8 protein-coding genes are annotated in these 12,299 nt (G+C 63.8%); 6 read left to right on the plus strand and 2 right to left on the minus strand.

What is annotated here, in order from left to right:
- Positions 1-265 precede the first annotated feature (265 nt).
- The 6 genes from RX327_RS10940 (at position 266) to RX327_RS10965 (ending at position 9,622) form a co-directional block, all read left to right on the plus strand.
- Positions 266-1,927, plus strand: a complete 1,662-nt coding sequence (locus RX327_RS10940; RefSeq protein WP_317250244.1) for an electron transfer flavoprotein-ubiquinone oxidoreductase — start codon at positions 266-268, stop codon at positions 1,925-1,927.
- A gap of 430 nt (positions 1,928-2,357) precedes the next feature.
- Complete coding sequence (locus tag RX327_RS10945) at positions 2,358-4,142, plus strand: tetratricopeptide repeat protein (protein WP_317250245.1); 1,785 nt, start codon at positions 2,358-2,360, stop codon at positions 4,140-4,142.
- Positions 4,143-4,397: 255 nt separating this feature from the next.
- Entirely contained in the window at positions 4,398-5,285 is an 888-nt protein-coding gene (locus tag RX327_RS10950) for a 4-(cytidine 5'-diphospho)-2-C-methyl-D-erythritol kinase (protein ID WP_317250246.1), read from the plus strand.
- 1,023 nt (positions 5,286-6,308) lie between these two features.
- Complete coding sequence (locus tag RX327_RS10955) at positions 6,309-7,235, plus strand: SMP-30/gluconolactonase/LRE family protein (RefSeq protein ID WP_317250247.1); 927 nt, start codon at positions 6,309-6,311, stop codon at positions 7,233-7,235.
- A 124-nt stretch (positions 7,236-7,359) separates the two neighbouring features.
- Positions 7,360-7,953: a GNAT family protein gene (locus RX327_RS10960; protein WP_317250248.1), complete on the plus strand. Its 594-nt coding sequence runs from the start codon at positions 7,360-7,362 to the stop codon at positions 7,951-7,953.
- Between the two features lie 28 nt (positions 7,954-7,981).
- Positions 7,982-9,622: a GMC family oxidoreductase gene (locus RX327_RS10965; RefSeq protein ID WP_317250249.1), complete on the plus strand. Its 1,641-nt coding sequence runs from the start codon at positions 7,982-7,984 to the stop codon at positions 9,620-9,622.
- A gap of 209 nt (positions 9,623-9,831) precedes the next feature.
- Here RX327_RS10965 and RX327_RS10970 read toward each other — a convergent pair whose 3' ends face one another.
- Both RX327_RS10970 and RX327_RS10975 read right to left on the minus strand, forming a co-directional pair.
- The gene (locus RX327_RS10970) at positions 9,832-11,334 is read right to left on the minus strand and encodes an NAD(P)/FAD-dependent oxidoreductase (protein WP_317250250.1); all 1,503 of its coding nucleotides are present in this window, start codon (positions 11,332-11,334) and stop codon (positions 9,832-9,834) included.
- A 78-nt stretch (positions 11,335-11,412) separates the two neighbouring features.
- Positions 11,413-12,255: a MoxR family ATPase gene (locus RX327_RS10975; RefSeq protein WP_317250251.1), complete on the minus strand. Its 843-nt coding sequence runs from the start codon at positions 12,253-12,255 to the stop codon at positions 11,413-11,415.
- Positions 12,256-12,299 lie beyond the last annotated feature (44 nt).

Raw genomic sequence — 12,299 nt, forward strand, 5'->3', positions numbered from 1 at the left:
ATCCGGAAAAGTGGAAACCGGTTTTCCGATGAGATCATGCTCAAACAATGAGATGAGATCATGATGCGATTCCGCGGGAACGCATCGTGATCGAGCGCATGATCCGGAAAAGTGCAGGCTCCTTTTCGGAAAAGATTATTCTCTGGGGTACCCGGGCCGTGCAAACCCATGGAAGCGCAATTCCATGGTTGTCCTTCCGCCAAAAATCGGAAACAACGACCCCTGAAAAGCTTAGAAGCGTTCTCAATGGGCTGAGATCAAGATCATGAGTGCCGAAGAACTTCCCCCGCGCGAATCCATGGAATTCGACGTCGTCATCGTCGGCGCCGGCCCCTCCGGTCTGTCCGCCGCGATCCGGCTGAAGCAGCTCAACGCCGATCTCAACGTGGTCGTGGTGGAGAAGGGCTCCGAGGTCGGCGCGCATATTCTCTCCGGCGCGGTGATCGACCCGGCCGGGCTCGACAAGCTGATCCCGGACTGGCGCGAGGATGCCGACTGCCCGCTGAAGACGCAGGTCAAGGACGACCGCTTCTACTGGATGACGGCCGGCGGCGCGATCAAGCTGCCGAATTTTCTGATGCCGCCGCTGATGGACAATCATCACTGCTACATCGGCTCGCTCGGCAATGTCTGCCGCTGGCTGGCGCGCAAGGCCGAGGCGCTCGGCGTCGAGATCTATCCGGGCTTTGCGGCGACCGAAGTGCTTTATGACGACAAGGGCGCGGTGCGCGGCATCGCCACTGGCGACATGGGCATTGCCAGGGACGGCAGCCACAAGGATTCCTACACCCGCGGCATGGAGCTGCTCGGCAAGTACACGCTGTTCGCCGAAGGCGCACGCGGCTCGCTGTCCAAGCAGCTGATCGCGAAGTTCAATCTCGATGCCAACTCCGAGCCGCCGAAGTTCGGCATCGGCCTCAAGGAGGTCTGGCAGATCGACCCGGCGAAGCACAAGAAGGGTCGGGTGCAGCACACGCTCGGCTGGCCGCTGAACGACAGGACCGGCGGTGGCTCGTTCCTCTATCATTATGACGACAATCTCGTCGCCGTCGGCTTCGTCGTCCATCTCAACTACGACGATCCCTACCTGTCCCCGTTCGACGAATTCCAGCGCTTCAAGACCCATCCCGCGGTCCGCGGCACCTTCGAGGGCGCCAAGCGGCTCGCTTACGGCGCGCGCGCGATCACCGAGGGCGGCTACCAGTCGGTGCCGAAGCTCAGCTTCCCGGGCGGCGCACTGATCGGCTGCGCGGCCGGCTTCGTCAACGTGCCGCGCATCAAGGGTGTGCACAATGCGATGGGCACCGGCATGCTCGCCGCCGAGCACGTCGCAGCCGCGATTGCCGCCGATCGCGCCAATGACGAGCTCGTCGAATACGAGAATGCCTGGCGCACGTCGTCCGTCGGCAAGGATTTGTTCCTGGTCCGCAACGTCAAGCCGCTGTGGTCGAAGTTCGGCACCGTGCTCGGAACGGTGCTGTCCGGCTTCGACATGTGGTGCAACACGCTGTTCGGCGCCTCGCTGTTCGGCACCCAGTCGCACGCCAAGCCTGATCGTGCCACGCTCGATCCGTCCAAGCAGCACCAGCCGATTGCCTACCCGAAGCCGGACGGCAAGATCTCCTTCGACAAGCTGTCCTCGGTGTTCCTGTCCAACACCAATCATGAGGAGGACCAGCCGGTCCATCTGAAGGTCACGGACATGAACCTCCAGAAGACCTCCGAACATGACGTCTTCGCCGGTCCTTCGAACCGCTATTGCCCGGCCGGCGTCTATGAATGGATCGAGGAGGGTTCAGGCCCGCGCTTCCAGATCAACGCCCAGAACTGCGTCCACTGCAAAACCTGCGATGTGAAGGACCCCAATGGCAATATCACCTGGGTTCCGCCCGAGGGCGGCGGCGGCCCGAACTACGAGGCGATGTAAGGCAAGGGTGAGCTCGAGGCGGCCGACCACATTTGCGTGAGGCCGACGCGCGTTGCCGCAACCTCCGCTTGGCCTCTCCGCGTGTGGAGCGGCCGGATTGCACCACCGGCGACAACAGAAGACGCAGAAAAGGGTGCCGTGGCACCCGTATCTCGCGCTTTTTTCGTCCGCATGCGAATATGCCCGGCCCGGTCACGATACCGCCATACTGGGGGCGTCTTGCGGGGGCTGGCTGGATCAGCGGGCCTAAGGCCTAATCTGCCAATTGATTCGTCATGGGTTGCCTTTGGGCGATCCTTGCGGATAAGCGCCAAAAGCGGCATTGTCGCCCCGCCGTGATGCCGCCGCTTGGGTTCGCATTTTGAGACTGATCGCAAGATCTTGGCCATAAATCCATCTTGGCGTAAATCCCTGGAGCAAGGCGACCGTGATGCTGTCCACTCGATTCAACCGCCTGACGATTGCCGTTCTCGCTGCCGCGGCACTTGCCGTGCCTGCGCAGCTTGCAGCGCAAACGCCGGACCATCCGACCGATAATACCGCGCAATTCCCGTCCAAGAACGATCTGAAATCGCTGACCGGTGCCGGCAGCTATCTCGCCGCCCGCCACGCCAGCGTCGAGCGTGACGCGGCCTCCGCCGCCGCATTCTACCGTTCGGCGCTCCGGACCGATCCCAAGAACAACGAGCTGCTCGACCGTGCCTTCATCTCGTCGGTCGCCGACGGCGACCTCGAGGAGGCGGTCAAGCTCGCCGAGCGGATCCTCACCATCGACAAGACCAACCGCGTCGCGCGTCTCGTCGTCGGCGTGCATGATCTCAAGCTGAAGAAATATGCGGCCGCGCAGGCCAACATCAACCAGTCGATCCGCGGCCCGATCACCGATCTCGTCGCCACGCTGCTGTCGGGCTGGGCCGCCTATGGTGCCGGCGACAGCAAAGCCGCGGTCGCCTCGATCGACAAGCTGACCGGCCCCGAGTGGTATCCGATCTTCAAGGACCTCCATGCCGGCATGATCTACGAGCTGTCCGGCAAGGAGAAGGATGCCGGCGCCCGCTTCGAGCGCGTCTACAAGCTCGACGATTCGATGCTGCGCACGGTCGACGAATATGCGCGCTGGACCTCGCGCAACAAGGACGCGGCCGCCGCGACCGCGATGTACGAGGCGTTCGACAAGAAGCTGCCGCGTCACCCGCTGGTGCTGGAAGGCATCAAGGAGACCAAGGCCGGCAAGAAGATGCCGCCACTGGTCGATTCCGCGCAGGCCGGTGCCGCCGAAGCGCTCTACGGCATCGGCGCCACGCTGACCCGCCGCGGCGGCGAGGATCTGGCGCTGGTCTATCTCCAGCTCTCGCTCTACCTCCAGCCGACCCATCCGCTGGCGCTGCTGTCGCTCGCCGATCTCTATGAGTCGGTGAAGCGGCCGAAGATGGCGATCAAGGTCTATGAGCGCGTGCCCGCGACCTCGCCGCTGAAGCGCAATGCGCAGATACAGCTCGCCATTGATCTCGACACCGCCGACCGCACCGACGAGGCGATCAAGATCCTCAAGGGCGTCACGTCGGAGGACCCCAAGGACCTCGAAGCCATCATGGCGCTCGGCAATATCGAGCGCGGTCGCAAGAAGTTCGCCGACTGCGCCACCACCTATTCGCAGGCGATCGACGCGCTGCCGGCCGGCGGCGACAAGAACGCCTGGGTCACCTATTATTATCGTGGCATCTGCGAGGAGCGCTCCAAGCAGTGGGCCAAGGCCGAGGCCGACATGAAGAAGGCGCTGGAGCTTCAGCCCGACCAGCCGCACGTCCTCAACTATCTCGGCTATTCCTGGATCGACCAGGGCGTGAATCTCGACGAAGGCATGAAGATGATCAAGCGTGCCGTCGAGCAGCGTCCCGACGACGGCTACATCGTCGATTCCCTCGGCTGGGCCTATTACCGCATCGGCAACTACGAAGAGGCGGTGAAGAACCTCGAGCGCGCGATCGATCTCAAGCCCGAGGATCCCACCATCAACGACCATCTCGGCGACGCCTATTGGCGCGTCGGCCGCACGCTGGAGGCAAAATTCCAGTGGTCGCATGCCCGCGATCTCAAGCCCGAGCCGGAAGAACTTCCGAAGATCGAGGCCAAGATCGCCAACGGTCTGCCGGACGACACCTCCAACGCCGCCGCTGCCGAGAAGAAGAAGGACGACGACGGCAAGGGCGGCTGAGCGGCGGTCGTCGCGCTGCATCTTTATGAAATACCGTGATGCCCGGGCTAGTCCCGGGCATTGACGTTTGCCCGTCATGGCCGGGCTTGACCCGGCCATCCATCCCTTCGAGAAATTCGTTCTTGGTTGATAGATGCCCGGGTCAAGCCCGGGCATGACGAGTCATGGCGGAATTCCATCCAAACAAAGGGATAGGATCGTGCGGCGATTTACGCTAATCGCATCACGATGTTTGTTTTTTAGGGGTTCATCGCCGTGCCGGCGCTGATTGAAGAAGGGCGTGCCAAGGTCAACCTGACGCTGAAGGTTGTCGGGCGGCGCGTCGACGGGTTTCACGACTTGGAGAGCGTCGTCGCGTTTGCCGATTGCGCCGATCGTCTCACGCTCGAGCCGGGACCGGAGCTGTCGCTTTCGATGGCGGGACCGCTGGCCGATGCCTGCGGCGATACATCGGACAATCTGGTGCTGAAGGCCGCGCGGCTGCTCGGCGAGCGCGTCGCGGACCTCGAGGTCGGCCATTTCACACTGGAGAAGGTGCTGCCCGTTGCGGCCGGCATCGGCGGCGGCTCGGCGGATGCCGCGGCGGCGCTGCGGCTGTTGGCGCGGCTCAATGAGCTCTCGCTCGACGATAGCAGGATCATGGAGGTCGCGCTGCCGACCGGCGCCGACGTGCCGGTGTGCCTCATCTCGCGCGCCTGCGACATGACCGGCGTCGGCGAGCAGCTGTTGCCGCTCGCGCTGCCGAGCATGCCCTGCGTCATGGTCAATCCGCGCGTACCGGTCGCGACCAAGGACGTGTTCCAGGCGCTGGGTCTGCGCAATGGCGAACTCCTGATCGGCGCCACCGATGTCGTGATGCAGGCGCCGTCGTGGCCGGAAGCCGGCCGCGCGATCGACGATTGGATCGCGGCGCTGGAGCGCGGCACCAACGATCTCGAAGCCCCCGCGGCGCGCATCCAGCCCGTCATCAGTGACGTGCTGTCCGCGCTGCGTAAGACCCGGGACGTTCGCCTGGTGCGCATGTCGGGCTCGGGCGCGACCTGCTTTGCCGTGTTCGGAACCGACGCCGACGCCGAGGCGGCCGGCGAACAACTCCGCGCCGATCACCCCGGCTGGTGGGTGCATGCGGGCACGCTGAGCTAGCGCGTGGCCATTCTCTCTCCGTCATTCCGAGGCTTGCGCCAGGAGGCGCGCCCTCAGGTGCGCAATTGCGCACCGTGAATGACGACGGAGAGGGGTGCGACAAAACAACCCAGCAAAACCTGTCAATCCTCGCACGCGAAAATATTTCGCTTTATCAGAAGCGCAACTCAGTGCTATAGAAGCAGCCGTCTCACCCGATTGAGGGGCGCTTCGCGGTCGTCACGAACGTGGGTCGAGATGCGGTGGACGCCGATTGTGCAGTCGACGAGTGCGCATGAGGCGGACGGCGAAATCGTGCAGGCCTGACGCCCTAGAGGCTGGTGTCTCTTCGCAAAACGCGACGTGTCTTGTGAAGGCGGTGACAAAAAAGCCAAGTCTCACCGGGGAGAGCACGTATAAGCCGTAACCCATCGCGCAGGGAAAGCCGGGTTGTTTCCGGTTACACCTGTGGTCCTACCCCCAAGCCTTCTACCCACTGCTCGGGGCCCATGGGTGCGATCGGCACCCGGCTTTTCCTGCGCCCTCTGCTGATGAGAGGGCGGAACGAAGAGCAAAGCTCGGACAGATCATGTCGCGAGAATGCGGAAGTTTGACTCACTGACCGTGCCACCTATTCGGTGTCGTCCCTGCCTAAAGCATGATCCGGAAAAGTGCGAAGCGGTTTTCCGGAAAGATCATGCGTAAACAACAACCTAAAGCGCGATGACGATTCATCCAAATGTCATCGCGCTTTAGTGCGCAAGTGCGCACGGGAGCAGGGACCCATAACCACAGGCCGTCATTGTTGAGCGACGCCCGAACGACGAGTCCCATTCACAATATCCGCCGCGGAGTATGGATCCCTGCCTTCGCAGGGACGACAGGGGCATTTGCGGCGCGCCCATCCCACCTCAACGCCGGGCAGCCTTGCGGGGCCATTGCTTGGCAAGCCAAACCCCGTTTGCCATAACAGGATGAAACAACAACGTTGCGCGTGCGGGACCGTTCAGAATCCGCCTGCAGCCAAAGAGCCGGGAGGATGTCATGACCAACATCCGCGTTCTCGCCACCGACCTCGAATTTCCCGAAGGCCCCGTGGTGATGCCCGACGGCTCGGTGGTGCTGGTGGAGATCCGCGGCCAGCGCCTGACGCGCGTCTATCCTGACGGACGCAAGGAGATCGTCGCCAAGATTCCGGGCGGTCCGAACGGCGCCGCGCTCGGCCCCGACGGCAAGATGTACATCTGCAACAATGGCGGCTTCTCCTGGATCCCGACCCGCAACATGATCATGCCGGGTCCGCAGCCGGACGATTATCTCGGCGGCGCGATCCAGCGCGTCGATCTGCAGTCCGGCAAGGTCGAGACCGTCGTGAGCAAATGCGGCGCGCATGATCTGCGCGGGCCGAACGACCTCGTCTTCGACAGGCAGGGCGGCCTCTGGTTCTCCGATCTCGGCAAGCGCCGCGCGCGCGAGATGGACGTCGGCGGCATGTATTACCTCAAGCCCGGCATGAGCGAGATCGTGGAGGTCGTGCACGGGATCCTGCCGGCCAACGGCATCGGGCTGTCGCCGGACGAGAACACCGTCTACATCGCGGAGACGCCGACCGGCCGGCTCTGGGCCTATGAGCTCTCCGCGCCGGGCACGCTCAAGCCGCGCGACGTGATCTACCGCGGGGAGCGGGGAAAGCCGATCTGCGGCCTCGGCGGCTACCAGATGTTCGATTCGCTCGCGGTGGAGGCGGGCGGCAATGTCTGCGTCGCCACCCTCGTCTCCGGCTGCATCTCGGTGATCGCGCCCGACGGCACCCTGGTCGAGCAGGTCCCGACCGGCGACCGCGTCACCACCAACATCGCCTTCGGCGGCCCCGAGCTGAAGACCGCCTACATCACGCTATCAGGCAAGGGCGAGCTGATCGCCATGGATTGGCCGCGGCCGGGATTGCCGCTGAACTTTCTGAATAGATGACGATTGCGCTTCGCGAAGCGCAATCGTCGTTCCGGGATGGTGCGAAGCACCAGACCCGGAACCTCGAGATTCCGGGTTCGATGCTTCGCATCGCCCCGGAATGACAAAGATGGAGAGATCTCGAATGCCCTGGCTTGAACCGGTCACCCTTCGCGGCGCACATGCGCGGCTGGAGCCGCTGTCCTACGATCATTGCGACGGGCTGGTCGACGCGGTGAAGGACGGCGAGCTGTCAAAGCTCTGGTACACCGCGATCCCGCAGCCGGAGAATATGGCCAAGGAGATCGACCGCCGGCTCGGCCTGCAAAAGGCCGGCTCGATGCTGCCGTTCACCGTGTTCGACGCCGGCGGCAGGATCGTCGGCATGACCACCTACATGAACATCGATGCCGCCAACCGCCGCGTCGAGATCGGCTCGACCTGGTACGCAAAGGGCGCGCAGCGCGGCCCGCTCAACACGCAGTGCAAGCTTTTGCTGCTGCGCCACGCCTTCGAGACGCTGGACTGCATCGCGGTCGAGTTCCGCACCCATTTCTTCAACCACCAGAGCCGCCGCGCCATCGAGCGCCTGGGCGCCAAGCAGGACGGCATCCTGCGCAGCCACCAGATCGCGCCGAACGGCACGCTGCGCGACACCGTGGTCTACAGCATCACCGCCGCCGAATGGCCGACGGTGCAGGCGCATCTGGAATTTCAACTCAACGACAAGCCGCGCTGACACGATAGTCGGCGCCAGAAACGAGACGATGGAAACGTTCGATTATGTGATCATCGGCGCGGGCTCCGCCGGGAGCGTGCTGACCAACCGCTTGAGTGAAGACGCCGCGACCCGCGTGTGCGTGCTCGAGGCGGGCCCGAGGGATTGGCACCCCTACATCCATTTGCCGGCGGGCTTCATCAAGACCTTCCACATGAAGAGCATCAACTGGGCCTATCAGCAGGAGCCGGGGCCCTGGACCGGCGGGCGCAGCATCTATGCGCCGCGCGGCAAGACGCTCGGCGGCTCGTCCTCCATTAACGGCCACATCTACAACCGCGGCCAGCGCATGGATTTCGACACCTGGGCGCAGATGGGCAATCGCGGCTGGGGCTACGCCGACGTGCTGCCTTACTTCCGGCGAATGGAGAGAAGGATCGGCGAGGGCGACGACACCTATCGCGGCCGCGACGGCAACCTCACGGTCACGACGATGGACTGGCGCGATCCGCTCTGCGAGGCCTTCATGGAGGGCGCCGTCTCGCTCGGTATTCCCCGCAACCCCGACTACAACGGCAAGACCCAGGAAGGCGTCTCCTACTGCCAGCGCACCATCCTGAATGGACGCCGGGTCAGCGCCGCGACCGCGTTCCTGCATCCGGCGCGGCGGCGGCCCAATGTCGACGTGCGCACGCATGCGCACGCGACCGAGATCGTCTTCGAGGGCAAGCGCGCCGTCGGCGTGCGCTACAATCGCGGCGGCAAGCACGGCGATCCCCTGGAGGTGCGCGCCAACAAGGAGGTGATCCTCTCCGGCGGCGCCTACAACTCGCCGCAGCTGTTGCAGCTCTCCGGCGTCGGCTCGCCGGATCTGCTGCAGCAGCACGGCATCGCGGTGCGTCACGCGCTTCCCGTCGGCGAAGGCCTGCAGGACCATTACGCCCCCCGCACGGTGGCGCGCGTCAAGGACATCAAGACCATCAACGAGCTCCGCCGCGGCTTCTCGCTGTGGATCGAGGCGTTGAAATGGGCAACCCAGCGCAAGGGCCTGCTCTCGCTGTCGCCGACCATGGTCTACTGCTTCTGGCACTCCGGCGAGAGCGCGGAGAGCTCCGACCTGCAACTCACCTTCACGCCGGCGAGCTACAAGGAAGGCGTGCAGGGCCAGCTCGAGGACGAGCCCGGCATGACGGTCGCATCCTGGCAGCAGCGGCCCGAGAGTCGCGGCTACGTCCGCATCCGCTCGAGCGATCCGTTTGCGCCGCCGATCATCCAGACCAACTATCTCGACGCCGAGCTCGACCGCCGCGTCGTCGTCGGCGGCATGAAGCTCGCGCGCAGGCTGCTCGCCTCCGAGCCGCTCAGTCCGTATTACGCCTACGAGGACTTTCCGGGTCCGAAGGTCACGAGCGACGACGAACTGCTCGCCGCTGCGACCGAGCGCGGCACCACCACCTTCCATCCCGGCTGCACCTGCCGCATGGGCCCGGCGGATTCGACCTGGGCCGTGGTCGACGACCAGCTCCGCGTCCACGGCCTGGAGGGCCTGCGCGTGATCGACGCGTCGGTGATGCCGCGCATGATCTCGGCGAATCTCAACGCTTCGACCCTGATGATCGCCGACAAGGCCTCCGACATGATCCGCGGCAAGGCACCGGAGGCGGCTGCGAAGCTGCCGGAGTATGCGTGAGGGAGTTGATACGTACGACAATAACCGTTCAGCGTCGTCCCGGCGAAGGCCGGGACCCCTAACCACCGATGGTTATTGTTGCGTGTCGGTGGAATGACGAGTCCAACCCACAACATCCGCCGCGGAGTATGGGTCCCTGCTTTCGCAGGGACGACAGCGGAGAGTGTGTGGCCGTTAGCGGCTCAGGATGACGCGAAATATAGTGGAGCTCAGCTGTAGACGAACGCCTTGTCCTTGAGGTCGATCGCCGGGAATTCGTCCTTCTCGATCCAGTAATCCTGGCTGTGCTGCCATTCCGGCTTATCGCCGCGCTTGGGCAAGAGGTCCATGTTGCGCATCATGTAGCCGGGATTGAAGTTCTCCGGATCGATCCAGGGCAGGATCGGCATGTTGTGGTCTTCGGGACGCAGCTTCGGCGTCACCTTCTTCGCGCCGGTCGCGTTCATGTGCTGCAGCAGGCTGCAGACGAAATCGGCGACGAGGTCGACGCGCAACGTCCAGCTAGCGCGGAAGTAGCCGAAAACCCAGACCATGTTGGGCACGCCCGTGAACATCATGCCGCGATAGGTGACGGTGTCGCCAAAAGCGAGCGGCCTGCCGTCAATCTCGAATTCGATGTCGCCGAGCGCCGCAAGGTTGAAGCCGGTCGCGGTGACGATGATGTCGGCCTCGAGCTCTTTGCCGGACTTGAGCAGGATGCTCGTCTCGGTGAAGCGGTCGATCTCGTCGGTGACGACCGACGCCTTGCCGCCCTTGATGGCGTTGAACAGATCCGCATCCGGCACGAAGGCGATGCGCTGCCGCCATGGCCGGTATTTCGGCGTGAAGTGGGTGGCGATGTCGTAGTCCTTGCCGAGGACGGCTTCGACCGCTGCCAGCAGGTCCTTCTTGGCGCCCTCGGGCTCGGCGAAGGTCCGCTTGGTGAACGCATCCTGTTCGAACAGGATCTTCCGCCGCACGATCTCGTGGATCCAGGTCTCGTCAATCTGAAGCCGGCGCAGCTCTTCCGCGATCTCGATGGCGTTGCGGCCGAGACGGAAATAGGTCGGCGAGCGCTGGAGCATGGTGACATGGGCGGCGTCCTTGGCCATCGCCGGGATCAGCGTCGCAGCTGTGGCGCCGGAGCCGATCACGATCACGCGCTTGCCCTTGTAGTCGAGGTCGTCGGGCCAGGTCTGCGGATGCACGACGGTGCCCTTGAACTTCGCCATGTCGGTCCATTCGGGCGTATAGCCGGCGTCGTGGCGATAATAGCCCTGGCACATCCAGAAGAAATTGGTCGTGAAGCGCAGCCGCTCGCCGGTGTCGATGCGCGTCGCATCGATGGTCCAGAGATTGGTCTCGTTCGACCACTTCGCCGCGGTGATGGTGTGGCGATAGCGGATGTGACGGGCGATGTCGTTCTCCTCGATCACCTCGCCCATGTACTTCAGGATCTCTGCAGCGGTCGCGATCGGCGCGCTGGTCCACGGCTTGAAGCGATAGCCGAAGGTGTGCAGGTCGCTGTCGGAGCGGATGCCCGGATAGCGATGGGTGGACCAGGTGCCGCCAAAAGTCTTCTGCGTCTCGAGCACCACGAAGCTGGTGCCGGGGCATTGCGTGGCGAGGTGGTAGGCGGCGCCGACGCCGGAGATGCCGGCGCCTGCGATCAGGACGTCGAAGTGCTCTGTGGTGACGGGCTCGGCGGCCCGGATCTGGGTCTGGACGTTCATCTTCCCTGGTCTTCTTGTTTGTGGAGCTGCAGAAGCAAAACGCCGAAGCCATCGCCCCGGCGTTTGCCGATATCGGAACTAGACTTCGCGGCGGCTGAGGAAAGCCAGCCGCTCGAACAGATGCACGTCCTGCTCGTTCTTGAGCAGCGCGCCGTGCAGCGGCGGGATCAGTTTTCGCGGGTCCCTTTCCCGCAACTGCTCGGCGCTCATGTCTTCGTTGAGCAGCAGCTTGAGCCAGTCCAGAAGCTCCGAGGTGGACGGCTTCTTCTTCAGGCCGGGCACCTCGCGCACCTCGAAGAAGATGCGCAGCGCTTCCTCGACGAGGCGCTTCTTGATGCCGGGGAAGTGGACGTCGACGATGCGGCCCATCGTGTCGGCGTCGGGGAACTTGATGTAGTGGAAGAAGCAGCGGCGCAGGAACGCGTCCGGCAGCTCCTTCTCGTTGTTGGAGGTGATCATCATGATCGGGCGCTGCTTGGCCTTGATCGTCTCGCCGGTCTCGTAGACATGGAATTCCATGCGGTCGAGCTCGAGCAGCAGATCGTTGGGGAATTCGATGTCGGCCTTGTCGATCTCGTCGATCAGGAGCACCGGGCGCTGCTCGGCGGTGAAGGCCTCCCACAGCTTGCCGCGCTTGATGTAGTTCTTGATGTCGGACACGCGCGCATCGCCCAGCTGGCTGTCGCGCAGACGCGACACCGCGTCGTATTCGTAGAGGCCCTGCTGCGCCTTGGTGGTGGACTTGATGTGCCAGGTCAAAAGCGGCGCGTTCAGCGCCTTCGCCACCTCCTCCGCCAGCACCGTCTTGCCGGTGCCGGGCTCGCCCTTGATGAGGAGCGGGCGCTCCAGCACGATCGAGGCATTGACGGCGACCTTGAGATCGTCGGTCGCAACATAGTCCTTGGTGCCGGTAAATTTCATCTATCTGTTTGCCTTGCTTCGTTCGTCGGCGGCCCCGGCCCCCA

It is taken from the genome of Bradyrhizobium sp. BEA-2-5 (assembly GCF_032918025.1).
Taxonomy (GTDB): domain Bacteria; phylum Pseudomonadota; class Alphaproteobacteria; order Rhizobiales; family Xanthobacteraceae; genus Bradyrhizobium; species Bradyrhizobium pachyrhizi.

Excerpts from the sequence above, each read along its gene's own strand:
- RX327_RS10940 (WP_317250244.1), top strand. The coding sequence starts at position 266 with ATGAGTGCCGAAGAACTTCCCCCGCGCGAATCCATGGAATTCGACGTC.
- RX327_RS10945 (WP_317250245.1), top strand. The coding sequence starts at position 2,358 with ATGCTGTCCACTCGATTCAACCGCCTGACGATTGCCGTTCTCGCTGCC.
- RX327_RS10955 (WP_317250247.1), top strand. The coding sequence starts at position 6,309 with ATGACCAACATCCGCGTTCTCGCCACCGACCTCGAATTTCCCGAAGGC.
- RX327_RS10960 (WP_317250248.1), top strand. The coding sequence starts at position 7,360 with ATGCCCTGGCTTGAACCGGTCACCCTTCGCGGCGCACATGCGCGGCTG.
- RX327_RS10965 (WP_317250249.1), top strand. The coding sequence starts at position 7,982 with ATGGAAACGTTCGATTATGTGATCATCGGCGCGGGCTCCGCCGGGAGC.
- RX327_RS10970 (WP_317250250.1), bottom strand. The coding sequence starts at position 11,334 with ATGAACGTCCAGACCCAGATCCGGGCCGCCGAGCCCGTCACCACAGAG.
- RX327_RS10975 (WP_317250251.1), bottom strand. The coding sequence starts at position 12,255 with ATGAAATTTACCGGCACCAAGGACTATGTTGCGACCGACGATCTCAAG.